This window comes from Kocuria sp. TGY1127_2, from assembly GCF_013394385.1.
Taxonomy (GTDB): Bacteria; Actinomycetota; Actinomycetes; order Actinomycetales; family Micrococcaceae; genus Rothia.
In genome coordinates this window covers 969,223-993,594 of record NZ_AP022834.1, presented here as the reverse complement: position 1 = coordinate 993,594, position 24,372 = coordinate 969,223, and the positions used below count along the sequence as shown (strand labels likewise).

Below are 24,372 nucleotides of genomic sequence, written 5' to 3'. Positions count from 1 at the left end.
CAACCTAACCACATAGCAACTCACGGTCAACGTTTTTTCCTTCCACCACGGGCGAAATTTCATATAAGGATAAGTTTCTTTCAATGGCAACAATCGTTCATTCCCCGGCAATATGCCCGAAATGGAGGGAAATGGCGTGCCACACAAACCCACTGTTGTCCATATTTTCCCACATGGTTGTCGAGGATTTTAGGGATACTCCAAGCCTTTGGCCAGCCCCTGAACATGCCCCGGAGAGTGCCAAAATGGGACGAATGCGCAGAAGGTGCCTTATTCAGTCGCTCCAATCGATGTCATTGCAATGGTCTGCGATCCCGCTCGTCGGCAAACATTCAGGGGGACCCTTCAAGAATCCGGACGAGATGCGCAACGCCCGAGGCCACTCCCACAAGCTATGACCTCGCGGGTGCGCCCTCGGGCGTGGGTACTCATTGCGGCGGACGCGCGCCTTTTTAGTCGTTCGTGCGCTCAGGCTCGTTCCTGGGCCAGCCGCTTGCGTTTCAAGGGGAGGAATTCCTCGTCACGCAGGCTGGACTCGATGTCTTCAAGACTTCGGTCCTTGGTCTCGGGGACCCGGAAGTAGATCACGATCCACGCAATCACGTTGAGGGCCGCATAGACCATCATCGCGCCGCCCGGCGACAAGAAATTGACCAGTGTCAAGGCCGTGGAGGTGACCAAGAGGTTCGAGCCCCACAGTGCCATCGCGTGCAGGCTCGTGGCCGAAGTGCGCACCTTGAGTGGATAGAGTTCGGAGCCCATGAGCCAACCCACGACCTGGATACCACCTGCTTGGAAAAGCATGAACAGCACGAGGAAGGTCAGCATGAGCGGCAGGTTGGGGTCGTTGCCGCCAACGGAGAGAGTGATACCGAAAAGCAAGATCCACAGCGCCGCAAACGGCAGTGTCCACAACATGAGGGTCCGCCTGCCCATGCGATCCACGATGAACCGACCCACCGCGGTCATCACGACGTAGACCACGCCGACCATGACGTTGATGCTGAGACCGATATCCGACGGCAGACCAACGTGCGTCAACAAAGTCGGCGTGTAATAGATCATCATCTCCAGGCCAGTAATCTGCGTGAAAATCGCGACGGCGACACCCGCAATAATCGCTGGTCGCATCCATTTCTCGGTGAACATTGCGGACCATTCGCTCTTCGCGGCCTGCCGCTGCGCTTTACGACGAGTGCGTTCGATGTCACGGATCTCCGATTTCGCGGTTTTTTCACTGGGTCGAACCCACTCGAGCACTTGGGTCGCCGTATCGACCTCTCCCTGACTGACCAACCACCGCGGGCTTTCAGGCAGCGGAATCATGCCGATCACCAGCACGATGGCCGGAATAGCGGCGACAACGATTTTCCAGTGCCATTCCACATCGCGCAGGAAGTAGTTGACGAGTGCCGCCGTCAGAATCCCTACACCGATCGCGATATTGAAGAAAGTCACGTAGCTGCCGCGCTTGTTCTTCGGGGCAAGCTCCGAGATATAGGTCGGAATGGTCTGGGTTGAACCGCCCACCGCCAGGCCGAGGAAGAAACGGCTCGCCATCATGATGTAAGGATTCGGCGAAAGGGCGCAGAACACGACCCCGAGGACGAAGACCGATGCGACCGTAATGATTGTGATGCGCCGCCCGAAGCGACGAGCGAAGAAGCTGGCCCCCAGGGCGCCCAGGACGGCACCGGCGAGAATGAACGAGGTGATGAACTCGGCCGTTATCCCGTGTTCGCTCACCCCGTAGTCCTGAGCGATCTGCGCGAGGGTTCCGGAGATGACGCCGGTGTCGTAGCCGTAGAGCAAACCCCCGAGCGCTACCAAAAGGGAAGCAGAGAGGACGCGGAGTCGCGCCGTGCGGCGGGGCTCCTCGCTCAACGCGGCTGCTCGAAGCGAACCCGTGTCCGGGCTGTGCGGCCCCGAACCTTCCGGCATATTCGAAGAAGAACTTTCGGTGGTCATCAAGCACTCCTGACGGTCAGAGAAATATGATTCACTTCCAGGCCGCCGAGGCCATCCGTCAAAAACTTCGACCGGGACGGATGCCACCGGTCGGTCCAGGAGCGGTGCAAAAAAGCGGTGCACCGTGGATAAAAATATCCGCAGGCCCACCGCTTTGTGTCTCCGTGCAGGTTATCAACAGGGCTTTCCCACGGGCAAGGTTATCTACCTCATCCGGATCTGCTCAGCCGGTGCATGGAGGACTTCGCCGGGGAAGCGACGCGAAGTCGTCACATGCCTCAGACATTGTGGTTTCGCGGAGCCAACGACTGAACGTCAGCTTCCTCCAAGGTCACCGATTTCGAGCGAGTGATGAGTTTGTGCCCAAGCCACACCAGCAAGAAGACCGGCAACCCGATGTAGGAACTCAACACATGGAAAAGCTGGCCCTTGAAAACGGCCTCGTAGTTCTGGCCAAGGATGACCACAATGCACAGCACGAAAGCGATAATCGGCCCCAAAGGAAAAAGGGGCGCCTTGTACGGGAGGTCCTTGAGATCAAACCCCTGCGCCACGTAGGCCCTGCGGAATCTGAAATGGCATACCGCTATCCCGACCCACACGATGAATCCTGAAAGACCGGAGATATTGACCAACCACGTGTAGGCGGCACCTTGCCCCACCACGGCCGTGATGAATCCGGCCAGGCCGACACACGCCGTCGCGATCAAGGCGGGCATGGGTATCCCGCGCTTATTCACTCTGGCAAAAATTTTCGGTGCCTTGCCTTCGAGCGCGAGGGAAAGAAGCATACGGGTCGAAGCGTAGAGACCTGAATTGCCCGCTGAAAGGATGGCCGTGAGGATCACGGCGTTCATGAGGGAAGCGGCAAATGCGACCCCGGCTCTTTCGAAAACCAGGGTGAAGGGGGAGAAAGCGATATCCGATTCGTCGCTTCTCAGCAGGTTCGGGTCGGTGTACGGAATCAGAAAACCGATCACCGCAATAGCTCCAATGTAGAAGAGCATGATGCGCCAGAACACGGAACGCAACGCTTTGGGGACGTCCCGGCGCGGATTCTCGGCTTCGCCCGCGGCCACACCGATCATTTCGGTTCCCTGGAACGAGAAGCCGGCGATCATGAAGACCGAAATGATCGAGATGAACCCACCGCTGAAGGGTGCGTCCCCTTCGGTCCAATTCGAGAAGCCCGGGGAGTTCCCGCCGATGATGCCCACGATCATCAGGATCCCGGCAATCAGGAAAACGATGACGGCCGCAACCTTGACGGCTGCCAGCCAGAACTCGCCTTCGCCATAAGCGCGTGCCGACAGCGCGTTGAGCGCCGTCAGCAAGACCAGAAACACTGCAGCCCAAATCCAGCCCGGCACGTCGGGCAGCCAGAACGACATGATGAGCCCGGCCGCCACCAGTTCGGCGGCAACCGTGATGGCCCAGTTGAACCAATAGTTCCATCCCATCGCGAAGCCGAAGGACGGGCTCACAAATCGCGTAGCGTACGTCTGGAACGATCCGGCCACCGGCAGATGGGCGGCCATTTCCCCCAGAGATTGCATGAGCAAGAGGACCATCAGACCGATGACGGCGTAGGCCGCGAGTGCGCCTCCTGGGCCAGCGTCCGCGATGGTTCCGCCGGAGGCGAGAAAAAGTCCAGTGCCGATGGCGCCGCCAATGGCGATCATCTGCATATGCCGGTTCCGAAGCCCACGCTTGAGGCCTTCGGGCGTGAAATTCTCCGACTCGGTGCTACTGCTGGACACAATTCTCCCCAGGGGTTGAACGCCAAATTTAGTTCAGGCTACCACCCGGATCCCCGAGGAATGGCGCTCACAAAAGGGAACCTACCAACATGCCATAATTCAGGTTCGGTTCTTTCACATGAAGTGGTTCGGACGCGAAAACACCCCGTCACGGGGCCCGGGCTCCGTGACGGGGTGAAGTCTGTTCCTGCCGATTTCTCGGTTTAGCCCCGGGCGGCCGTAATCGCCGAATCGTAGTCGGGTTCCTGACCGATTTCCGGGACGAGCTGGGTGTAAACCACTTCGCCTTGAGGGCTGATCACGACGACGGACCGCGCCAGGAGCCCTTCCATCGGACCGTCGGTGATCCGGACCCCGTAGTCATCGCCGAAGGTAGAGCGGAACCCCGAGGCGGTCACGACATTGTCGATACCCTCGGCACCGCAAAAGCGACCCAGTGCAAAGGGAAGATCGTTCGAGACGCACACGACCGCAACATCGTTGAGGCCGGCTGCTTCTTCGTTGAACTTTCGGACACTCGCCGCGCAAACTCCGGTATCCACCGAAGGAAAGATATTCAAGACGATGGTTTTTCCCTGGAAGTCGTTCTCGGTGACTTCCCCCAAGTCGGTTCCTGCCAGGGTGAACGCGGGAGGGGTCGATCCTTTGTCGGGCAAGTCGCCCGAGGTCTGGGTCGGATTTCCCTTGAAGGTGATTTCAGCCATGTGTATTCCTCTGTCTCGTGTATTCGCTCAGCTGGACGATGAACTGCCTACTCGGTTTTCTCGGCGACCTGACGCTGAATGCGCGCCAGCATGCCGCTCATCCCATTCAACCTCAAAGGACTGACTGCCTGGGTGAGGGAGAGCCGCAACGGCAAGTCCGAGGGGACGCCAGCGACGATGTCGGCAGATTTTCCGTCGAGTCCTTCGTGGAGAATCCCCGCGAAACCTCGAGTCGTGGGAGCTTCCGGTGGCGCGGAGAAGTACAGACGAACGGTGCTGTCCTCCTCGACCTCGGTCACGAGGAAGATCGGCGACTGGCACTCCGGCACGGGCTCGAGCAACTCGGGGTGGTCCTTGAACCGAGCGGGAAGCTCAGGCAGGCCGTTGCTGAATTCGAGGAGGAGCTGCAGACGGTCCTGAGGCGGAAGTTCGGCAAACTCTTCCACGATCTCCTGCAGTGATTCGGGAAGTTCGGTTGCGGTCTGGGTCATGATGCTGAAGGTGCCTCTCCGGGCTCTTCGCCCTGAACGATGGGTACACGGACGGCGTTGCCCCACTCGGTCCATGAGCCGTCGTAATTGCGCACATTGTTGAATCCGAGCAGGTGTTCCAGAACGAACCACGTGTGGCTAGAACGTTCGCCGATGCGGCAGTACGCGATGATGTCCTGTTCCGGCTCGAGGCCAAGCTCGTCCTGGTAAATGCCACGCAACTCGTCTGCGGACTTGAATGTACCGTCCTCATTGGCCGCACGGGCCCACGGGACGGAATGTGCCGTTGGGATATGGCCTCCGCGAAGAGCCCCTTCCTCAGGGTAATTGGGCATGTGCGTCCGGCGCCCTGTGTACTCGTCGGCGCTTCGCACGTCGATCAGTGGAAGGCTGCCGATGCTCTCGCGGACCTGCGGAAGGTATGCACGGATGCGCTCATCCTCGCGTTCGACGACGGGGTACTCCCCCTGCGCCGGCGAGGGCACGTCAGTTGTCACATCGCGGTCTTCCTCGATCCACTTGGCACGGCCACCGTTCATGAGTCGAACGTCCTGATGTCCGAACAGTGTGAAGACCCACAGCGCGTACGCGGCCCACCAATTGGATTTGTCGCCATAGACAACGATGGTCGTATCCCGGCTGATGCCCTTCTTGGACATGAGCTCAGCGAATGCTTTTCCGTCCACATAGTCTCGGGTCACGGGATCGTTGAGTTCCGTGTGCCAGTCGACCTTGACCGCACCAGGAATGTGGCCGGTCTCGTAGAGGAGGACGTCTTCGTCGCTTTCCACGATCACGACGCCCGGATCCTTGGCGTGGTCTGCGACCCACTGCGTGCTGACGAGTCGTTCCGGATGCGCATATTCGGCGAACTTCGCGCTGTTGTCATTCGGTGCTGACACTTTTCCTCCGTTGGATAGCGGGAACTCTTCTTGGGAGAACGCCCTGGGGCATCTCTGTTATTCCCGAATTTACAGCTTTGGCACATGCAATGCTTTCGGACATATTTCGGACTGTGACAGTGGCGTTCCACTTGCGCAGGAAGACTCCTACGCTGAAATTTCAGCCAAGTGCTCTGACCAGATGGCAGGCCCCAAGAGGCTCCCCAGTCCAAACGATCAGCACGAGTCATTTTTCGAGTGAGGAGCAGGATGAGCCAACGTCAGGTACACCTTGCGGCGCATTTCCCCGGGGTCAATAACACCACGGTTTGGTCGGACCCTAAATCCGGTTCCAATATCGATTTCTCCAGCTTCAAACATTTCAGCCGAACGGCAGAACGCGGGCTTTTCGATTTCGTGTTCTTGGCCGAGGGCCTGCGACTTCGTGAGCACAAAGGGAAAGTTTTCGATCTGGACACTGTCGGTCGTCCTGAAACGGTCACCGTATTGTCCGCGTTGGCCGCTGTCACGGAACACATCGGTTTTGCAGGCACGTTGAGTGCGACTTTCAACGAGCCTTATGATTTGGCCCGAAAATTGGCGACTCTCGATCACGTTTCCGGCGGACGGGCCGCGTGGAATGTGGTCACCACCAATGACGCCTTCACCGGCGAGAATTTCCGGCGAGGCGGCTATCTCGACTACGCGGATCGTTACCGCAGGGCTGTCGATTTCATTTCGGCCGCACGGCAGATGTGGGAGTCCGACGCCGGGCCGTTCGAATTCTCCTCGGAATTCTTTGACATTGCGGGGCGTTTCCCCGTGCACAAGACTCCGCAAACCCACCCGGTACTCTTCCAGGCCGGTGATTCGCCTACAGGCCGTGATTTCGCGTGCGCCAATGCGGACGCGATTTTCACGCGGCATTCCGGCCTCGAAGGCGGACAGGAATTCTACGCCGACATTTCCGACCGTCTTGCACGATTCGGACGTTCCAAGGATGACCTGTCGATCTACCCTGGGGTCACCTACATCATCGGTGATACACATGAGGACGCCGTCGAACGTTCCCGCCAGGTCGCTTTCCAGCAGGTCTCCGGTCCTGGAGCCATCGCTTTCCTCGAAAGGCAGTGGGGAAAGGACCTGAGCGCCTACGACCCCGACGGACCGCTTCCGGACATCGAACCGGATTTCGAATCGGAATCGTTGACCCAGGGACGCGTGCGACGGGTCAAGGATCCGCGTCCCGTCGTCGAGGAATGGCGTCGTTTGGCGAGGGACAAGAATTTGTCGATTCGCGAGCTGGTCGTAGAAGTTTCCGGGCAGCACTCCTTCGTAGGAACGCCTGCAGAAATCGCCGGTCAAATGGACCTCTACGTCCAGGAGCGTGCCGCGGACGGTTTCATCCTGATTCCCCACCTCACCCCTGGCGGACTCGACGAATTCGTCGACCGGGTGGTTCCTGAGCTCCGCTCGCGAGGCGTCTACCGGGATGGTTACCCGGGCCGAACCCTCCGGAAGAACATGGGCCTGCCAGACTACCGGCCAGAAAAAGAATGGGCAGCATCCCGCGAGCGCGCGGACGAATCCCGGGAAGAAAACTAGGAGGACAGCATGAACTTACCTCTTGCCGTGGCGGTTTCTCCGCAGGCCACCGCCGATCTTCACGCTTTGGCCCGTCTGGTCGCCCGGGCGGATTCGACGGCCGGTACGGTACCGCCTGTCCGCTGGCTCGTGGTCCGCGACGATTTTGTTTCGGGTCTGGACGCGCTGACGCTTTCCGCGTGGTTGGCCCCTCAGTCCACGCGCCTGCAGCTCATGCCTGAAGTGCCGGTGACCCATAACGAGCCGTTCCATATCAGCACCGCGACGGCCACTCTCGACTTCGCGGCAGAGGGCCGTGCCGGATATTCCCCTACTGTGCAGACGGAGAACGCTCCCGCCGCCGCAGCCGGAAGGCGCGCCGCCGCTGATTCCGAACAGACCTGGCGGGAGGTGCGGGATGTGGACGACGTCGTGACCCGGCTTTGGACCTCGTGGGAGCCCGACGCCGTGATTCGGGACGAATCAACGGGTCGGTTCATCGATCGCGAAAAGGTCCACTATGTTGACTTCACCGGTACTGATTCGGTCGGTCAGCAGTTCACCGTCAAGGGGCCCTCGATCACTCCGCGTCCGCCGCGCGGCGAATTGCCTGCACTCGTGAGGGTCTCGGACGAACCATCCGCACGAACCGCGGCCGACATCGCGGATATCGCTGTACTCGACGCCGATGCGTGCCCCACGGCCGAGGCTGGGCGTCGGTTGTTGGATCTGTTGATTGAAGGCTCGGCCGACCCCACTATTCTGATGAGCGTCGCTGTGACCGAGCAGGGGCGGACTGCTCGCGGCGGGACCTCTGAAGCGGAGCTGTCGGCTCTAGTGGACGAAGCCAACGAATTCCTGGGGCACGCCGGCGGCGTGGAGGAATCCGCTGGGTCACCGCGCGAGCTCACGGGTATCGAAGGAGTACTTCTCGATTCCCCGACCGCCGATGCCGCCATAGCTGCGCTCGCCGGTGGCGAACGGGATTCTTGACGTGCCGACTTCCATAGTCTTTGTGGGTGGCGGCCCTAAAACGACCGGGGTTCTCCTCGCTCTCGCGGCTTCGATGCGACCGGAAGCCCCGGCCCTGGACGATCCGGTGGATGTCCATGTGATCGAACCATTCGAAGCCGGTGGCGGGCGCATCTGGCGGCATGAGCAGTCTCCGACGTTGTGGATGAACTCCGTGGCCCGGGACGTGACCATCTTCGCTGACCAGGACGCCTCGTTGACGGCCCCGCCGCTCACTGGTCCCGACCTTGCAACGTGGGTCGAGGGTGCGGGTCGGAACGTCCTCGAAGAGCGTGGGCTGGGTGACTACGTCGAGGGCTTCACACCGGAGAGCTTCGCACCGCGTCAGGTTCAGGCCGCATACTTAGCCTGGGCCTTCGACAGGGCCGTCGAGTCTATGCCGGACGCCGTTCACGTGCATGTGCACCGGTCATTGGCGGTCAAGGTTCTCTCTTCCGGCGATCGCCGCAGCGTCTTTCTGGAGTCGAGCAGCAATGGATCTGCCCGAATAGACGCCGATGTGGTGGTGCTGGCACAAGGTTTCGTGGAAATCGAGGACGATGCGGAAACCCGCATGCTGAAGACTCAGGCCGAAGAACTCGGGTTGTCGTACATAGCGCCCGGATACACGGCCGATGTAGATCTCTCCGGTCTGGAGCCGGGGCAGGACGTGTTGGTTCGGGGCTTCGGCCTGGCATTCATCGACGCCATGATGATGGTGACCGAAGACCGTGGAGGAGTATTCCAGTCAAGTGGTGCCAGGACTCGGTATCGGCCTTCGGGCCGGGAACCGGTCCTGTGGGTCGGTTCTCGGCGAGGGGTTCCCTACCATTCCAAGCTGGGTTATCTCCCCAAGGGTATGCGCGTGGGCCCGACTCGGTATGTGACCAAGGAAAACTTCGCACGTCTTGCCGATGATGCGAAGGTCGAGGGACCGGGAAGGCTCACCGTCCTGGACGACGTGATGCCGTTGCTGGACATGGAGTTGTTCGTCGCGCATTATTCCGAACTTGCGTATCGGCACCCGCAGCGTGCCGAATTCGCACCCGACGACATCCGAGACAGGGGGGATGAGTGGAGCAGCATTTTCCTCGCGGGAAACCGCTCTCATGCCTCCGACCTCAGGAACGAGCTGGATCGATGGGCGCAGAGCCTGGTGCCGGATCCCAGAGACCATTACGATCTCGCGCGTATAGACCGACCCTTCGCCGCGCGTGATTTCGATGGTAGGGAGGACGTCGAACAAGCCGTGTCCGACTATGTGCGGGGCGACCTCGACCGCGCCGCCGATCCTTCCTACTCGCAGGACTCGGCTCGTTTTCACGCCTTGGTCGGGGCCTACTATGTGGTCCGAGAGCTCGTCGCCCACGGAGAATTCTCGGCCGAAGATCGTATTCAGAATTTCGACGCCGGACTCCACGGCCTCTTCTCCTTTATCGCCTCGGGCCCTCCGCCCGAACGTCTGGAGAATCTGCTCGCATTGCATCGTGAGGGATTGGTTCGGTTCTTGGGTCCGGAGGTACGGGTTTGCGTACACGACGGCGCGTTCGAAGCGGCCTCCCCCGCGTACCGGGAAGTGGTGCGCACCCGCTCGATGTTTGACGCTCGACTCGCGAGAGTCAGCGCGAAGCGGGCCAAGGACACTTTGCTGCGCGACTTGATTCGACAGGGTGATCTGAAGGTTGAGAGTCAGGGTGGGATGGCCGCCAAGTTCCTGATCGATGAGAACAATCGCGCCCTTGATTCTCGCGGGGTTCCCCAGGACGACCTCTTGATGGTCGGTCCGTCGGTTGCGGGCTCGGTCGAAGAAGCGTTCTCAAGGCCAGGAACCGATGCCCACGTTTTTCGGGACAATGAGAGGCTCGCCCAGCGTCTGCGGGAATTCATCCCGACGCCCTCGACGGCCCGAATCCTTTAGACGGTCGGTGCCTCCGTCGGATCGGCCAGTGGCGCGCGAATAACCAGCACGTCGACGACCGCCGCGATGACCAAGGCAGTCACAGCAACGGGTAAGGGAAGCACCGGGTCGAGGAGCACCAGGAGCGCGCCCAATGGATCCGCGGCATTCACGACGCCGTCCGTGTGCTTTCGGAAAGCGATCCACCAGATCGCCATGAGGAATACGGCGACCGGCAGAGCAACCGAATAGATGCAGTGAGAGACGGTAGGTGGGAGCGATGGGACAAGTTGTCGATTTCGATTTCGATTCCCGCGGAAAAGGCCCCAGCGGCCGCGAAAACGAAATAGTGGACATACCCATAACGAAGTGATGCTCCGAGGCTGGAGATCGAGCGGTGGTGCGGAGGCCAGAAATAGATCCACCACAGGCCGGCCGTGACCACGAGCGCGAGAATGGCTATGGCCACCAGCTCACCCAATTTCTCGGACTCATGCAAGGCTTCGATAATCGCATTCGCGGAAGCGGCCAGGGATTCTCCGAGCACGATCAAGGTGAAGAGGCCGTACCGTTCGGTGACGTGGTGCGGATGCCACGGCGTGCTTCCGATTCGTTCGGCCACGACCGGAACCGAAACCTCGACGAGCATCAGAAGCACGAAGCCGACGACTTGGGTCGTCGACGCGGGAACCATCAGCCAGGCGACCCAGAGAACCTGGGCGAAGAGGACCCCGAAGGCGAAATCAATGCTGCTCGGCCTGCCTGGCCGCCTGACCTGGCAGCGCGCAACCATTGAAAGACCATTGCGACTCGCATGAGCACATATCCAATGACCACAACCGTGTAGTTGCTTTCGGTGAAGGCGGGATCGAGTCCAGCTGCGAGAACCAGGACCCCGGCCATCTGCACGATGGTGACGAGTCGGTAGAGCCAGTCGTCGGTGTCGAATGATGTTGCAAACCATGTGAAATTCATCCATGCCCACCAGATACCGAAGAACGCCATCAGATAGTGTGCCAGGGCTCCGCCGATGTCCCCTCCGACATCAACTGGTGAAGATTCTGCGCCGCTGTGCTGACAGCGACCACGAAGACCAAATCGAAGAAAAGCTCGAGCGTGCTGGCGGCCCGGAATTTCTCTGTTGGATTCCGTGGGCCCATCGGGACGAGCCGAAACCGGGCTGGCGAAGGTGCTGTATGCATGAGACGGCCTGTCTGCGCCGGGGTGCAGCGGGGACTGCGGAACTCTCGTAGCCTACAATCAACGGTTTTAGTTCGCTGTCCTAATAATGGTCCGGGGCTCATACATGACCATGCTTCACTTCACACTATCTGCTCCGCGAATTGTATTGCCGGCCCCCATCCGTGGTGGCACAATCATCCTTCGTGAACAAGACAGCTGGTTCTAATTCGGATTATTTATCCTCGTCAAACGGTAATTCCGCAGCGGAGAACTCACCGGGGCAGGAAGAGGATCCGAAGGGCGAAACCATGGCATTGGCCCTCGGAGCACCCCGTCCCAAGTCCAAGGCACCGGTCGCGTTGATCGTCGCCGCAGTCGGCGTCGTCTTCGGGGATATCGGAACCAGCCCCCTGTACTCAATGCAAACGGTGTTCAGCATTCACCACCGGGCCATCGGCCCGACCCAGCAGGACGTACTGGGCGTGATTTCCATGGTCATCTGGTGTCTGCTGCTGATCGTGACGGTGGCCTACATCGGATTCATCATGAAGGCCCACAACCAAGGCGAAGGCGGGATCCTGTCCCTCGCTTCGCTCATCTGGCACAAGCTCGGAAAATCGTCCCACCGGGCCGGGGTCGCCATCGTCCTCGCCGTCATCGGCGCCTCCCTGTTCTACGGAGATTCGCTGATCACCCCTGCGATTTCGGTGATGAGCGCGATCGAAGGCGTCGAGGTCGCAGACCCGGGATTCGCCGAATACATCGTTCCGATTTCGGTGGTGATTCTTTCCACCCTGTTCGCGATCCAACGTTGGGGAACCGGCTCAATCGGCAAAGCCTTCGGACCGATCATGGTCACGTGGTTCCTGGTGCTGCTGGTCCTGGGGGTCCCGCATATTTTTCAGAACCCGTCGATCTTCCGTGCTCTCTCGCCCACTTATGCGATCGCATTCGCCCTCGACCGGCCCTTTGTTGCGTTCATCGCCATGGGCGCTGTGGTCCTGGCGGTCACAGGCGTCGAAGCGTTGTACGCGGACATGGGGCATTTCGGCCGCAAGCCCATCATGCTCGCCTGGCTGTCTCTCGTGCTTCCCGCTCTGGCTATCAACTACCTCGGCCAGGGCGCGATGATCCTGGACCATCCCGAGACCATAGAGAATCCTTTCTTCCATCTGGCACCTCATTGGGCGAGGATCCCACTCGTGGTTCTCGCGGCCTGCGCGACGGTGATCGCCTCCCAGGCAGTCATTTCCGGTGCCTTTTCGGTATCGCGTCAAGCCACACGGTTGTCCTTGCTGCCCCGGCTCCGAGTCGTGCAGACCTCGAAGGACCAAGGCGGGCAGATCTACATGCCCACAGTCAATCTCCTGTTGTTCCTGGGCGTATTGACTTTGGTCCTCGTGTTCCGTTCCTCCAGCAATTTGGCCGCGGCCTACGGCTTGTCCGTGACGGGCACGCTCCTGCTGGAGCTGTCGCTCTTCCTGCTGTTGGCTCATGCGGTGTGGAAATGGTCCTTCATCCGAGTCGCGACGTTGGCATTCTTCGTCGGCGGACTGGAGCTTCTCCTGTTCGGGGCGAATGTGGTCAAGGTTCTCTCCGGGGGCTGGTTGCCGCTACTCATCGCCGCGTGCTTCATCATCGTCATGCTGTCGTGGCGCCGAGGTTCGCGCATCATGTGGGGCCGACGGGCCGAGATGGAGGGTCCGATCGAAGATTTCGTGAATTGCATCCACGGATCGGATGTCCAACGGGTGCCCGGGGTCGCCGTATACCCGCACGGCAACCCCTCCACGACTCCCCTGGCACTGGGCTCAAACCTCGAGTTCAACCATGTGTTGCACAGGAATTCCGTGATCATCACCATGAAGAATGTGGGGGTCCCGCACGTCCGGAGCGACAAGCGCATTCACGTTACCCAGCTGGGCGATCCGCAGGACGGAATCATCCACGTGCTCTGCCGCGTCGGTTTCAACGACTCTCAGGACGTACCGCAAGCGCTGAGGCTCACGAAGGTCGAATACCCTGAGCTCGAATTCGATCCCTCGGAAGCCGTATACATACTCTCGGTTTTCCGAATAGAACCGGGCGAGGAAATGTGCATGCCCCGATGGCAGAAGGTCCTGTTCCGCTTCTTGGAGAAATTCTCGGCAAACCGCACTCAGGCGCTGCATTTGCCGCTGCACCGCACCACGGTCATGGGCGCTCAGGCCGAGCTCTGAAGCACTTCGCAACAGGGAGGCACCCGAGGGTGCCGACGTCGTCGCCGGCGCCTTTGCACCAAAGTCGACGAAGGAGGTTCCACCGGACAGGCGATCATGTTTCCGAATTCCGACCGTGCGGGTCCCGACCGGACATCCCTCCTGGTCCGGCCGATCAGCGCGCTCGCTCCTTGAGGTAACGCTTGGCCTTGGGCATTTCGATGAGGATCATCGCCGCGCCGAGGACCCAGAGGGGGATCTGCACGGACATAGCGACTTTGAAACCATGCAGTGAATACGTGCTGGGAGTGCCTGCGCCTTGCAGATCCAAGACGAATCCGATCAACAAGACCGTTATCAGGGCCGCACTGAAGCCACCCATGTTGACCAGTCCTGTTGCGACGCCGCGTTGACGCTTGGGCGCGTGCGTGCGAACGATGTCGAATGCGGTCATGGACAACGGTATTCCGCCGCCCATGATCGCGCCGTAAATCAGGGTGACGGAATAAGGTGCGGCTCCTGGCCACAGTAAGAGCACCATCCATGCGGCGAACATGATGACGACGCCGGACAGAGACAGCATGACGCGGTGTTGAGAGTATTTCGCGAGGATCGGGCCGAAGACCAGGGCACCGATCATGGAGGCCACAATGGCAACGTTAAGAACAAGGTGTGCGGCGGCGTTCGAGTAGCCCAGTCCACCCGTCAGGAACGGGGTCCCCCACAGAAGTAGGAAGCTATCGGGGGCAAACATCGTGGAGAAGTGCACCCAGAAGGCCAACCTGACACCGGGTCTTTTCAGGAGCGATGTGATAGCTGGGAAGACGCCGGTGGAGCCGGGCCCGACCACGGGCAGCACCTCGGTCAGGATGATGGGGCCGGTATCAGCAAGAACCGGGGAGGACATGGTTTGTATGCCCTTTTTCTTGCCCGTCACCCGCTCGATGATGGTTCCCGAACCGGGGCCGTCTCGCATCACGAAGATTACGAAAACCAGGATCACGGCGCCGATCGCAGTGAGGCTCGCGAACCCGGTCATCCATCCGAAGACCCCGACCACGGCGGCCAATGGCGCAACCGCGACGAGCTGGCCGATTTGGCCGGCGAGTCCCGTCAGCTGGTTGACCAGGGGTGCCTGGTCACGCGTAAACCATTCTGCCGCAAGCCGAACCACCGATGTGAATATTCCAGCATCGCCGGCACCGAGAAGAATTCGGGCGAAGACCGCCACCGGGATCACGTCGGTCGAAGCCAGAATGAGCTGAGCCACAGACATGCACAGTAGTCCGACGCCAATGACCCATGAGGTTCCGAATCGGTCGAGGCAGACGCCTACCGGGATCTGGCATAGGGCATAGACAACGAGCTGAAGGACGAGAAAAGAAGAAAGGACCGTCGCCTCAGCGCCGAAATGCTCCTGAGCGGTTGGGCCCAGGGCCGAGAAGGAGCTGCGGTTCACCAGAGCGAACATGTACGCGGCCAGTCCAACAGCCCAAATAAGCCACTTGATGTGCAGTCTCCGGGTCATCATGACCTGACTTTATCTCCGTGCGATGGTGCGCCGTCCAGACATTGCACTACCATGACGCCGATTCCCTCCGCCTCGGAGGTGAGCGCGAATGCCTCAATAATTCGTCGAGGGCGAGCGAGAGGCTGCCGCGTCCGAAGCCTCCCACCACGAAAAAATATCAGGCAGTCAGATCCAGGACGATCCGGCCGCGCACTCCCCCGGATTCGAGTTTCCTGTGCGCTTCTGCGGCCTGTCCCGCCGGCAGCGTCTCGGCAACCCTCAACGTGAGCGTCCCGTTCTCAGCTTGGTCGCGAAGTTCGGAGAGCATCTGTCGGTCTTCTGCCACGTCCCAGACCATCACCGGATGGACCTGGAGACCTCGGGTGCCGTCACCCTTGTATCCGCGGAATGTGGCGACCGAGCCACCATCCTTGACCGCCGGAAGGACTTGTTCGGACTGAATCGAGGCATCCGCCAACCCGTCCACACCCTCCGGAACGATTTCGCGGATCCTGTCCGCGACGTCGTCGCCACGTGGCACAAGATGATCCGCACCGAAGGAACGCACGAGTTCCTCGTCCTTCTCGGCGGTGTCGGCAACTACGGTAAGACCATCGGCCTTGGCAAGCTGAATAATGTACCCCCCGAGAGTACCTGCGCCACCCGTCACAGCCAGAGTCTGACCGGGTCGGAGGTCAAGCAGGTTAAGAGCCCGTCGAGCTGTCAGGGCGTTCATGGGCAATGTGGATGCTGCGGCGTCGGAAGCATTCGAGGGTGCTCGGACGACGGAACCAAGCGGCAACACAATATCCTCGCGGTAAGCGCCGTGAGATCCGGAAGGCTGCACCACTGCGACCACGCGGTCCCCGATCTCCAAGTCAGTATCCGCTCCGGGCCCGAGCTCGGCAACGACACCGGCGACGTCCATTCCCGGAACATCCCCCGGATCTTCGGCCCTGTCCTTCTCCGAGCGCTGCCCGGCGCGAACGCCGGTGTCGGTCGGGCTCACGGCCACCGCCGTCACCGCGACCCTCACCTGTTCGGGTCCGAGCTCCTCTGCGGGAACGTCGATTTCATGGAGGGCCTCGGGTCCTCCGTACTGGGTTACTCCGTAAGCACGCATACAACCTGTCTAGCACTGTGCTCGAGCACCCACAACGGTTATGCAATAACGATTAACGTGGCCCTTCACGGCATGACCAGGCCGGGCCTCGAAGCCACATCGTCCGTTATGTGGTTTCCGCGTAGAGTGAGGGCCCATGACCTCAGCCTTGCCGGAGAATTGGGAACCGTGGCGTAGCCGGTCGCATCTGGGCGACCGGCGCCCCACCCGCAAGGAGACCGCACACGCCGTCAGCTCGGGGAATGGACGCGAAGACGTGCTCCCTTATCCTCGGGACGAGCAGAACACGGGGCTCGTTCGGATACTCATCATTGGGATCAACCCGAGTCCGTGGACGGCCGCCGTCAATGCCCCGTTCGCGCGACCGGGAAACCGATTCTGGGCCTCACTCGAAGCCGCCGGAATACTGGATCGTCGCATCGACGCCTCCCGAGGTCTTTCCCCCGCGGATGAGAGGATACTCGCCGAACGAGGCCTCGGAATCACCAACCTCGTCTCCCGCCCTTCCGCACGCGCAGACGAGCTTTCACGCTCCGAATTGCGTGACGGCGGATCCCAGCTGGTCGAGCGCATACGCGTCATCAGGCCACAGGCTGTGGCCGTGGTAGGAATTACGGCATTCCGCGATGCGTTCGCAGCTCCGCGAACGATTATGGGGCTTCAGCGTACAGGCGCCTTGGCCGACTGGCCGGACGACGTCCAGTTGTGGGTGCTACCCAATCCTTCCGGGCTGAACGCGCACGAGAACATCGAATCCCTTGCCCAGAAATGGCGCGAGGTGTGGGAAGCCACGGTTCCACCGGCTGTGCCGCCGGCGACCGACACCGTCTAACCGCTCGGCCACTAACCTTTCGCAGGGTTGGCCTCACTGCTGCTCCTCGCCTCGCCTAGGAATACCATGCGGTCGAGTGCGAACACCGTGGTACGCAGTCTCCACCCCATGCGTCGTCCTGGGTCATCCAGCACAGGTCAGCGAGTTGTATAACCTCCGTTGGCGAAGATGGTCTGGACCGTAATCCACCAACCCTCCGACGCCAAGAAACGGACGATGGGTGCAATGTCTTCGATCTGGGTCAGGTGGTTTCCCATGGCTTGGGATTTGTGGAACTCGACGCGCTCCGGGGTCTCCTGCCCGTAAAAGAACGGCGTATTCATGGGGCCGGGCGCGACCGCCGTCACCGAAATTCCGCGGTCGGCAAACTCCTTGGCGGCCGCCCGGGTGGAGTGCTCGACGGGCGATTTGCCGCCGGCATACGTGGAGTAACCATCCGTCAATGCAGCGAGGAGTGCGGTCACAATCGTGATGATCTTTCCGCCATCAGCGAGTCTCTTGCCGGCCTCCTGGATGAAGAAATATGCCGCTTTGGCGTTGGTGTCGAACATCGAATCGTATTCGACCTCGGTCGTCTCAGCGATGGGCTTGCGGAGGACCTTTCCCACCGTGTTCACCGCTACGTCGATCGTGCCGATCGCGGCCTCTGCTTCCGAGACGAGACGCGTGATGTTCGCCGGAACAGTCAGGTCGCCCTGAATGATTTCGGCTTTGACCCCTGCGGATCGGACCGCCGCCAGGGTCTGTTCGGCCTTGGTGCGACTGGAATCGGAGTTGTAGTGGATCGCAACGTTTGCGCCGGCGTCAGCAGCCTGCCGTGCGACTAGTCCGCCGAGATTCTTGGCGCCTCCGGCGATGAGGACGTTCTTGCACATCAGGGTGTGATCAGTCATTTCAATACCCCCATATCAGCGATATGCAACTCAATATCAGCGATACGTTCTGTACGATAACAGCATGACAGAGCGTTCCGGAACCGGCACCAGAGAAAGGCTCATCTCGGCGGCTGCAGACCTCATTACTGCATCCCCCGGCGAAGAAGTCTCCCTGCGCGCCGTATGCGATGCTGCCGGGGTCAAAATGCCGACCCTTTATCACTTTTTCGGATCCAAACAGGGGCTCATTGACGCGGTCATAGAGCACGGCTTCGATCTCTACCTGGGCGGGAAGGCATCTATGGAACCCTCCGGTGACCCGATTCAGGACATTCGGTCGGGGTGGGATGCTCACGTCGATTTCGGACTCGCCAACCCTGGTTTCTACACTTTGATGTACGGAACCGTGAGCCCAGGGCATTCGCCGGCACCTCAGTCACGGGCGAGCGATATCCTGCGTGGGCTCACCACCCGAGCGGCCGAACAGAATCGCCTCGTCGTCTCCCCCGAGCAAGCCGCCGCACACGTTCTCGTGGCCAACACCGGCGTGACTCTCCGACAAATAGTCCTCGCGAAAGCCGATCCGGAGCTCTCCGAGGCAGTACGCGAAGGAGTTATCGCCGCAATCACCGGAGCTGATCCCCGGAAAGACGACCCGCTCGCCGCGGCCATCGAGATCGCGGCGGCCAGCCCAGAAACCCTGGGGAAGGCGGAAACCCAGTTGTTGATCGAGTGGCTGACCGCCCTCGGTCGAGGCCGCCCCCGCTGACTACGGTCCGCCCGGATAGAGCCGGACCAGGTCGGACTCGACCGCTGAGTCCGACCGCGGAGCCCATGCCGATCTGAAAGAGGAAGATAAGCCGAGCCCATGACCTCATCCTCCACCGACTCGCCCCTTGTCGTCGCCGGAACCAACGCCTGGCGGGAATGGCTGGAAGTCAACGACGACCATTCCGACGGCGTCTGGCTCATGCTCGCGAAGAAAGGCACGACTTCACCGACCTCCCTGACGTACCAGGAAGCGCTCGAAGAAGCTCTGTGCAGCGGATGGATCGACGGGCAGCGCAAAGCATTCGACGAATATGTCTTTCTGCAACGCTTCACGCCACGACGGACCGGATCAGTGTGGTCACAGCGGAACGTCGCCGTCGTGGCCCGTCTCGTCTCAGAAGGTCGCTTGCGGCCACGCGGAATCGACGAGATAGAACGTGCCAAAGCCGATGGGCGTTGGGAACGCGCCTATCCTGGTTCGGCCGCGGTCGAGGTCCCGGTGGAGCTGACCGAGGCGCTCGCCGCGGAGCCTGCGGCCCAAATTGCTTTCGCCGCACTCAGCCGCTCCGAGCGCTACAGCGCTCTCCACCCCATTTTGACCGCTCCGAATGAGGCATTGCGTGCCAAGAGGGTGAACCGACTCCTGATGCGATTGAAGACCCGTCGAGCGGACGATTGATCCCCTGCAAAGGTGGAAACTAGTCAAGGGGAGTTATCGGGGGAAGGTCTCGGGCCAATGCCATCGGTTCGGAGTGCGCCCGGACCGCAGGATAGTCTAACTGTTCAAACCGGGCCGCCCGGAAGCCGCATTCCCCCTCCCGCAGCTTAAGACGGGCACGGGGCCGGTTCGTTCAGTTTGGGAACGACTTCTTCGGGTTGGGGCGTGCAGAAGCCCCTTGCTGAAACCAACGAGTCGACCAGAGGCGAGATCCGAGATGAGATGACGCCCTCGGCGCTCATCTCGGCGGACCGGGCTCGAAGTCAAACTCAGGGTGCCCACCTGCCCAAGAATTGGCTAGTTCGATCCCCACGTGGGCAAAGCCCTCTTCGTTGCGTGTCGCACTAACTTCGAGGACGTCTGGAACCGTCCTGAACCGCCAGCCCGCGAGCGCAGCCCCGCCAGCCTAGGCGTTATCGCTGGCTCTTACCGCTCCCGAACGACACCCAAACCAATGAACACGACATCGATAAGTTCATTGACGACCGCCTGGTCAACTTCCTGGCGCGTAAGTACTCGAATCAGCACAGCACCAAGTAGCGCCTCCACGGCAGCGTGAACTGGCGCCTCTTCCCGCACCTGCCCGACTTTGATCGCGTCTTGGAAGCGAGAGACAAGGGCTGCACGCGTTTTTCGCGTGACCTGGTCCTCGTATTGTGCAGCGACCGCGGCGTTCTCGGCAGTCGCGGAAGTGGTGGCCCGAAGCAGTGCAGCGTTGTCCGGGTTGGCTGTTGCGTGAGCGAAATCGCTCATCCAGGCGGTGATATCCCTCCGGATGTCGTCTGAATGAGCAACCGGTATGGTCGGTGAGAGATTGCCGTGGAGGATGCCTTCTGCGACGAGCGCACTCTTTGTGGGGTACCAACGATAGATTGTCTGTTTACCGACCCCCGCCATCGCTGAAACCCGGTCGATAGAAAATTTGTCGTATCCGCGCGCAACAAGCTCGTCACGCGTTGCTTCAAGGATGGCCAGTCTAGACTTCTCGCTACGAGCACGGCCCGGTCGTCCATTTGCCATGACACCATCTTCCACGTATTTGCAAAAGATTCAGAACTACAACTTGCGCGAAAGCCCAGCAGGAAAGCTGGGCTGGCATCGGCTGGTCCGGCCCTTCAAGCCTTTACTCGCGATGATCCTGAGGACCGTCATGGTAGACCTTCGTCCCGTCGTACGACGTTCATGGATAGACGCCTCCTCTTCCCATGGCAAAGATCTCTACGATGGTATGGCCAGCAGCATCAGTCGCTCGCCAGGTAACTCGCGATCCGGAGCCGCTCTCGTTTGCCTTCCCCACATTGGGTCGGGAATCTCGTCCGCCGCGTGCTTCTCCTGGTGGCCACACTCGGTGAGCACTCACACGTTCTTTACCAAGCACAGCATCGCGCTTCGCTGAGAGAAAGGGCTGAAGGTTCCACCACCGCGCGAGGGCTATACCTTCTGGCCAGCTCAAGCGTAGAGTCTTGCACCATAACGAAGACAAATTGTCTCGATTTCAAAAGGACTCGGATGCCTGAGAAACAAGTTGTGGTCATCATTGGTGTGGGCGCGATGGGTGAAGCCATCGCCCGTCGACAAGGCGCAGGTAGTCAGATCGTACTGGCTGATTTCGACGAGGATCTTGCCACCGGCAAAACCGAAGCTCTGCGCGCTGACGGGTTCGATGCGATAGGAGCCGCGGTCGATGTATCGGCCCGCGAGTCTGTGCGGGCCTTGGCGGACAAGGCTCGAGCACTGGGGCCAATTACCCAGGTGGTTCATACTGCGGGCCTGTCACCAGTTCAGGCGCCGGTTGATGCGATCCTGCGTGTTGATCTATTGGGGGTCGCAATCGTTCTCGAAGAGTTCTCCACTGTTATCAGTGCTGGAGGCGCCGGAGTCATTATTTCCAGCATGGCCGGTCATATGAAGTCGCCGATGTCGCCCGAAGTTGAATTTGCGTTGGCGACTGCCCCGGCAGATGAACTTTTGGCACTTCCGTTCCTTTCTGCCGACTCAGTCGGGGACACGGGCGCCGCTTATGGTTTGGCCAAGAGGGCGAATCAACTCCGCGTTCAGGCAGCCAGCCGCTCGTGGGGTGCCCAGGGCGCACGGATCAACTCCATCAGTCCGGGAATTATCTCCACTGCCATGGGGCAGTTAGAGCTCTCAGGAGAAAATGGACAGGCAATGCTGGCCATGATCGGCGTTTCCGGGACCGGCCGAATCGGCACGCCTTCAGATATTGCCGATGCCGCTGCATTTCTTCTCAGCCGAAATGCATCCTTCGTCACCGGCACTGACCTGCTTGTCGATGGTGGAGTGGTCGGGGCCGTACGCACAGATCCAAATTTCACCAGCTCACTTACCTGATACCTGTATCAGCGGCGAGTTTCACGTCGTATATTCCCACCCCGTGGGCCAGCAGTCATGAATTTCTACGGTCCAGGAAAGGCAACCACCCATGACCGATCCCTCATATCCGGTGCCCTCTACCATCAGCCCACAGGCTCAGCGGTGGCTCGGATTTCGCAATCCGGCCACGCAGTTTCCCGAACGCGGCGACACCGAAGGGTGGATAAATCTTGTAGAACAGAGCAACGAATATATCGCCCGGCAGTTCCTCGGTCACGAACTCCCCGTCTCAATCGACACTCTGACAGTTGACGAGGTAACCGTTTATGTTGCCAGGCCAGGCGGCGTTGGTGAGAAGCCGGACGAGTTAATCTATCTCAACTTCCACGGAGGCGGTCTGTTCATGGGTGGCGGAGACGCATGCCGCGCGATGACTGCGGTGGCCGCGCTCTCCTCCAACCAGGTCACATGGGGCGTTGATTATCGAATGCCACCCATAGACCCCTACCCGGCGGCCCTCGACGACGCGACAACCGTTTATCAGCGTCTCTTGGAATCGCATGATCCGAGAAGAATCATCGTCGGCGGAGGTTCTGCCGGGGGAAATCTCGCCGCTGCCCTTGCGCTACGGGCCAAGAACGAAAGTCTACCGCTGCCTGCTGCACTCATTCTCAATACCCCGGAAATCGACTTGACCGAGTCTGGTGATACTTTCACCGTTCTCGATGGAGTCGACAATGTCCTCAGCAGCCTTGCAACGGTGAACGATCTCTATGCCGATGGCGCGGACCTCACTGATCCGTATCTGTCGCCGATCTTCGGCGACCTCACAGGGTTTCCTCCGACGTTTCTCCAAAGCGGTACGCGAGATCTCTTCCTCTCGAACACGGTACGCATGCATCGCAAACTTCTCGCGGTAGGGGTTGAAGCCGAGCTCCATGTATTCGAAGCGATGCCGCACGGAGGGTTCGGGGGCCAAAGCCCCGAGGATGAGGACCACGCAGCCGCGCAACGAGCCTTCATCGCCAAACACACACGCTGAGTATGCCGGCATTTATTGAAGTGTTGAGAGCATCCGTCGTTCCAGTGACACAACGACTTCTAGCGTGTCACTAACTTGTCCGCCGTTCGACAGAAAGCAGCTTGCGATGTCCGAAAAACGCACCTTTGTATCACTGGGAAGCTCATTTGCAGCGGGTCCAACCATCGAGCCAGTCGCCGACCCTGATGCGATGCGGTCGAAACGCAATTACGCGCATATCGCCGCTGAAGTTATGGGTGTCAATTTGATCGATCTCACGGTATCTGGAGCAACCACCTCTACCATCCTTGAGGAATCACACCGTACAGGCACTGGCGCCACGTTTGCCCCTCAAATCCAGGGAGTCCCAGCGAATGCGGACATCGTGACCGTTACCGCGGGAGGCAACGACCTCCACTTCCTCGGATCCATGCTCTACACTGCCTGGTCCATGAAAGCCCCCAACAGCCCCCTCACGCAGATGATGGGCCAGGAGTTGGCAACCGGGATTCCCTCACCGACCGAACATTCCATCGAAGCAGTGGTGAGCGGACTGACACGTATCGTTTCGGCAGTCCGGGACCGAGCGCGAAGCCCCCGGATTCTGCTGGTCGACTATCTGACCATCATCCCCGCGGATGCCAGAGCACGAGCCTCGCTGCCTTTCACTCCTAAACAGACGGAGTCTTTCGCGGATATACAGGCAGCCCTGGCTGCTGCTTTCCGTTTGGCGGCTGAGAGGTCAGGCGCAGAGCTGCTGGCGGCGTCGGAATTGAGTCGGGATCATGGTCTTGGCACCAAAGAGCCTTGGATATTCGGGTTCAAGTCCGAAGTAGAATCTACTTCCGGGTCGTACCACCCGAATGAGGATGGGATGCTTGCTGTCGCCCACGAGATAGTCCGTCATCTCACTGTTTGACACCGTTATCAAGCAGGAAATCGGAACAGATGAGGAGTGAAGGTTCGAGACCCGACCTACCAACCAATGGCTGCGGGGGACTTGCATTGGATCGAGCCATGTGGCTGTTCTGAGAGTTTGGGTATGAGAAGACCTCGATCGGTGGCCTCACCCGAGAGCCAGGCATCTCGGCTCCGAGCCTGTAGACCTCTTTCGGCGACAAGCGTGCACTCTTCGACGAGGTTGTCGCCCGGTACCAGGCGGACCCGAGGCCGGTGACCCACGCCGGGACCGGAAAGAACAGTCCCCGCGATCTTCTGCAAGCGATGCTCGACCGCGCGGTAGTCGAGTATTCAAATAATGGGCACCCCCACGGATGCTTCGTGAACAGTGAGCCCCTGCTCGTAGGCGAACGTGCTCATAACCGCGCGCCAACGACACAAATAATGCAAGAGACTTCCGACAATGAACAGGACGAAGGCTCGTTGGCGGCCCTGGCCGCTTTCACACAGGTCCTACTTGCCGGGTTGGTCGTCTACACACGTGACGGAGCGTACGAGAATCAGCTGCAGCGCGTTGCCGAGAACGCCGGTCAAGCCATTCCGTCTTGACCG

At 60.1% G+C, this 24,372-nt stretch carries 22 protein-coding genes and 1 pseudogene; 11 read left to right on the top strand and 12 right to left on the bottom strand.

Annotated features, from left to right (window positions below):
- Positions 1–468: 468 nt before the first annotated feature.
- The 5 genes from sake_RS04475 to sake_RS04455 all read right to left on the bottom strand — a co-directional run bounded on the left by sake_RS04475 (position 469) and on the right by sake_RS04455 (position 5,825).
- Positions 469–1,968: a sugar porter family MFS transporter gene (locus sake_RS04475; protein ID WP_178945531.1), complete on the bottom strand. Its 1,500-nt coding sequence runs from the start codon at positions 1,966–1,968 to the stop codon at positions 469–471.
- Positions 1,969–2,246: 278 nt separating this feature from the next.
- Complete coding sequence (locus tag sake_RS04470; protein WP_129360181.1) at positions 2,247–3,656, bottom strand: amino acid permease; 1,410 nt, start codon at positions 3,654–3,656, stop codon at positions 2,247–2,249.
- 275 nt (positions 3,657–3,931) lie between these two features.
- On the bottom strand, positions 3,932–4,432 hold the full coding sequence (tpx, locus tag sake_RS04465; protein WP_129360007.1) for a thiol peroxidase: 501 nt from the start codon (positions 4,430–4,432) through the stop codon (positions 3,932–3,934).
- A 47-nt stretch (positions 4,433–4,479) separates the two neighbouring features.
- Positions 4,480–4,923 (bottom strand): SufE family protein, encoded by a 444-nt coding sequence (locus tag sake_RS04460; protein ID WP_129360008.1) that lies wholly within the window; start codon positions 4,921–4,923, stop codon positions 4,480–4,482.
- Positions 4,920–5,825, bottom strand: coding sequence for a sulfurtransferase (locus sake_RS04455; protein ID WP_178945530.1), 906 nt, complete (start codon positions 5,823–5,825; stop codon positions 4,920–4,922). The genes sake_RS04460 and sake_RS04455 overlap by 4 nt, the downstream gene beginning before the upstream one ends.
- A 249-nt stretch (positions 5,826–6,074) precedes the next feature.
- Between sake_RS04455 and sake_RS04450 the strand changes: the two genes are divergently transcribed.
- Genes sake_RS04450 through sake_RS04440 form a run of 3 tightly spaced genes read left to right on the top strand, consistent with a single transcriptional unit; the run spans position 6,075 to position 10,317 of the window.
- Positions 6,075–7,409, top strand: a complete 1,335-nt coding sequence (locus sake_RS04450; RefSeq protein WP_178945529.1) for an LLM class flavin-dependent oxidoreductase — start codon at positions 6,075–6,077, stop codon at positions 7,407–7,409.
- A gap of 9 nt (positions 7,410–7,418) precedes the next feature.
- Positions 7,419–8,381 (top strand): LLM class flavin-dependent oxidoreductase, encoded by a 963-nt coding sequence (locus sake_RS04445; RefSeq protein WP_178945528.1) that lies wholly within the window; start codon positions 7,419–7,421, stop codon positions 8,379–8,381.
- 1 nt (position 8,382) lies between these two features.
- A complete protein-coding gene (locus sake_RS04440) occupies positions 8,383–10,317 on the top strand; it encodes an FAD/NAD(P)-binding domain-containing protein (RefSeq protein ID WP_165000987.1) in 1,935 nt (644 codons plus the stop codon).
- Here sake_RS04440 and sake_RS13410 read toward each other — a convergent pair.
- From sake_RS13410 to sake_RS13525, 3 genes and pseudogenes are all read right to left on the bottom strand, one after another.
- Positions 10,314–10,469 (bottom strand): hypothetical protein, encoded by a 156-nt coding sequence (locus sake_RS13410; protein WP_243155737.1) that lies wholly within the window; start codon positions 10,467–10,469, stop codon positions 10,314–10,316. The two genes, sake_RS04440 and sake_RS13410, sit on opposite strands and share 4 nt — an antisense overlap.
- Positions 10,466–11,271, bottom strand: a pseudogene (locus tag sake_RS04435) (low temperature requirement protein A). Before sake_RS04435 ends, sake_RS13410 begins: the two are co-directional and overlap by 4 nt.
- 29 nt (positions 11,272–11,300) lie before the next feature.
- Complete coding sequence (locus sake_RS13525) at positions 11,301–11,456, bottom strand: low temperature requirement protein A (RefSeq protein WP_238147660.1); 156 nt, start codon at positions 11,454–11,456, stop codon at positions 11,301–11,303.
- A gap of 225 nt (positions 11,457–11,681) precedes the next feature.
- Here sake_RS13525 and sake_RS04430 point away from each other — a divergent pair, with 225 nt between their 5' ends.
- Positions 11,682–13,697: a potassium transporter Kup gene (locus sake_RS04430; protein ID WP_238147638.1), complete on the top strand. Its 2,016-nt coding sequence runs from the start codon at positions 11,682–11,684 to the stop codon at positions 13,695–13,697.
- Between the two features lie 154 nt (positions 13,698–13,851).
- On the opposite strand, the gene sake_RS04425 is transcribed toward sake_RS04430, so the two are convergent.
- Together sake_RS04425 and sake_RS04420 are read right to left on the bottom strand one after the other, a co-directional pair.
- The gene (locus tag sake_RS04425; RefSeq protein WP_129360013.1) at positions 13,852–15,207 is read right to left on the bottom strand and encodes a nitrate/nitrite transporter; all 1,356 of its coding nucleotides are present in this window, start codon (positions 15,205–15,207) and stop codon (positions 13,852–13,854) included.
- Positions 15,208–15,364: 157 nt separating this feature from the next.
- Positions 15,365–16,309 carry an NADP-dependent oxidoreductase gene (locus tag sake_RS04420; RefSeq protein WP_129360014.1) on the bottom strand — a complete coding sequence of 315 codons (945 nt, stop codon included), beginning with the start codon at positions 16,307–16,309 and terminating at the stop codon, positions 15,365–15,367.
- A 136-nt stretch (positions 16,310–16,445) separates the two neighbouring features.
- Between sake_RS04420 and sake_RS04415 the strand changes: the two genes are divergently transcribed.
- A complete protein-coding gene (locus sake_RS04415) occupies positions 16,446–17,141 on the top strand; it encodes a mismatch-specific DNA-glycosylase (RefSeq protein WP_178945527.1) in 696 nt (231 codons plus the stop codon).
- 137 nt (positions 17,142–17,278) lie between these two features.
- Here sake_RS04415 and sake_RS04410 read toward each other — a convergent pair whose 3' ends face one another.
- The gene (locus sake_RS04410; protein WP_178945526.1) at positions 17,279–18,034 is read right to left on the bottom strand and encodes an SDR family oxidoreductase; all 756 of its coding nucleotides are present in this window, start codon (positions 18,032–18,034) and stop codon (positions 17,279–17,281) included.
- 64 nt (positions 18,035–18,098) lie between these two features.
- Here sake_RS04410 and sake_RS04405 point away from each other — a divergent pair, with 64 nt between their 5' ends.
- Positions 18,099–18,785 carry a TetR/AcrR family transcriptional regulator gene (locus sake_RS04405; protein ID WP_178945525.1) on the top strand — a complete coding sequence of 229 codons (687 nt, stop codon included), beginning with the start codon at positions 18,099–18,101 and terminating at the stop codon, positions 18,783–18,785.
- 99 nt (positions 18,786–18,884) lie between these two features.
- Positions 18,885–19,466: a YdeI family protein gene (locus tag sake_RS04400; RefSeq protein WP_178945524.1), complete on the top strand. Its 582-nt coding sequence runs from the start codon at positions 18,885–18,887 to the stop codon at positions 19,464–19,466.
- A 465-nt stretch (positions 19,467–19,931) separates the two neighbouring features.
- On the opposite strand, the gene sake_RS04395 is transcribed toward sake_RS04400, so the two are convergent.
- The gene (locus sake_RS04395) at positions 19,932–20,525 is read right to left on the bottom strand and encodes a TetR/AcrR family transcriptional regulator (RefSeq protein WP_129360019.1); all 594 of its coding nucleotides are present in this window, start codon (positions 20,523–20,525) and stop codon (positions 19,932–19,934) included.
- 489 nt (positions 20,526–21,014) lie between these two features.
- On the opposite strand from sake_RS04395, the gene sake_RS04390 reads away from it, so the two are divergent.
- From sake_RS04390 to sake_RS13285, 4 genes are all read left to right on the top strand, one after another.
- Positions 21,015–21,857, top strand: coding sequence for an SDR family oxidoreductase (locus tag sake_RS04390; RefSeq protein WP_129360020.1), 843 nt, complete (start codon positions 21,015–21,017; stop codon positions 21,855–21,857).
- A gap of 91 nt (positions 21,858–21,948) precedes the next feature.
- Positions 21,949–22,881 (top strand): alpha/beta hydrolase fold domain-containing protein, encoded by a 933-nt coding sequence (locus sake_RS04385; protein WP_129360021.1) that lies wholly within the window; start codon positions 21,949–21,951, stop codon positions 22,879–22,881.
- 106 nt (positions 22,882–22,987) lie between these two features.
- The gene (locus tag sake_RS04380; RefSeq protein WP_178945523.1) at positions 22,988–23,779 is read left to right on the top strand and encodes a GDSL-type esterase/lipase family protein; all 792 of its coding nucleotides are present in this window, start codon (positions 22,988–22,990) and stop codon (positions 23,777–23,779) included.
- A 425-nt stretch (positions 23,780–24,204) separates the two neighbouring features.
- The gene (locus tag sake_RS13285) at positions 24,205–24,369 is read left to right on the top strand and encodes a hypothetical protein (RefSeq protein ID WP_197964455.1); all 165 of its coding nucleotides are present in this window, start codon (positions 24,205–24,207) and stop codon (positions 24,367–24,369) included.
- Positions 24,370–24,372: the final 3 nt, after the last annotated feature.

What these genes read in the sequence shown, in the direction of transcription:
- sake_RS04380 (WP_178945523.1), top strand. Translation starts at nt 22,988, where the DNA reads ATGTCCGAAAAACGCACCTTTGTATCACTGGGAAGCTCATTTGCAGCG.
- sake_RS04390 (WP_129360020.1), top strand. Translation starts at nt 21,015, where the DNA reads ATGCCTGAGAAACAAGTTGTGGTCATCATTGGTGTGGGCGCGATGGGT.
- tpx (WP_129360007.1), bottom strand. Translation starts at nt 4,432, where the DNA reads ATGGCTGAAATCACCTTCAAGGGAAATCCGACCCAGACCTCGGGCGAC.
- sake_RS13285 (WP_197964455.1), top strand. Translation starts at nt 24,205, where the DNA reads ATGCAAGAGACTTCCGACAATGAACAGGACGAAGGCTCGTTGGCGGCC.
- sake_RS04420 (WP_129360014.1), bottom strand. Translation starts at nt 16,309, where the DNA reads ATGCGTGCTTACGGAGTAACCCAGTACGGAGGACCCGAGGCCCTCCAT.
- sake_RS04450 (WP_178945529.1), top strand. Translation starts at nt 6,075, where the DNA reads ATGAGCCAACGTCAGGTACACCTTGCGGCGCATTTCCCCGGGGTCAAT.
- sake_RS04400 (WP_178945524.1), top strand. Translation starts at nt 18,885, where the DNA reads ATGACCTCATCCTCCACCGACTCGCCCCTTGTCGTCGCCGGAACCAAC.
- sake_RS04475 (WP_178945531.1), bottom strand. Translation starts at nt 1,968, where the DNA reads ATGACCACCGAAAGTTCTTCTTCGAATATGCCGGAAGGTTCGGGGCCG.
- sake_RS04460 (WP_129360008.1), bottom strand. Translation starts at nt 4,923, where the DNA reads ATGACCCAGACCGCAACCGAACTTCCCGAATCACTGCAGGAGATCGTG.
- sake_RS13525 (WP_238147660.1), bottom strand. Translation starts at nt 11,456, where the DNA reads ATGGGCCCACGGAATCCAACAGAGAAATTCCGGGCCGCCAGCACGCTC.
- sake_RS04395 (WP_129360019.1), bottom strand. Translation starts at nt 20,525, where the DNA reads ATGGCAAATGGACGACCGGGCCGTGCTCGTAGCGAGAAGTCTAGACTG.
- sake_RS04425 (WP_129360013.1), bottom strand. Translation starts at nt 15,207, where the DNA reads ATGATGACCCGGAGACTGCACATCAAGTGGCTTATTTGGGCTGTTGGA.
- sake_RS04415 (WP_178945527.1), top strand. Translation starts at nt 16,446, where the DNA reads ATGACCTCAGCCTTGCCGGAGAATTGGGAACCGTGGCGTAGCCGGTCG.
- sake_RS04405 (WP_178945525.1), top strand. Translation starts at nt 18,099, where the DNA reads ATGACAGAGCGTTCCGGAACCGGCACCAGAGAAAGGCTCATCTCGGCG.
- sake_RS04445 (WP_178945528.1), top strand. Translation starts at nt 7,419, where the DNA reads ATGAACTTACCTCTTGCCGTGGCGGTTTCTCCGCAGGCCACCGCCGAT.
- sake_RS04470 (WP_129360181.1), bottom strand. Translation starts at nt 3,656, where the DNA reads ATGCAGATGATCGCCATTGGCGGCGCCATCGGCACTGGACTTTTTCTC.
- sake_RS04385 (WP_129360021.1), top strand. Translation starts at nt 21,949, where the DNA reads ATGACCGATCCCTCATATCCGGTGCCCTCTACCATCAGCCCACAGGCT.
- sake_RS04410 (WP_178945526.1), bottom strand. Translation starts at nt 18,034, where the DNA reads ATGACTGATCACACCCTGATGTGCAAGAACGTCCTCATCGCCGGAGGC.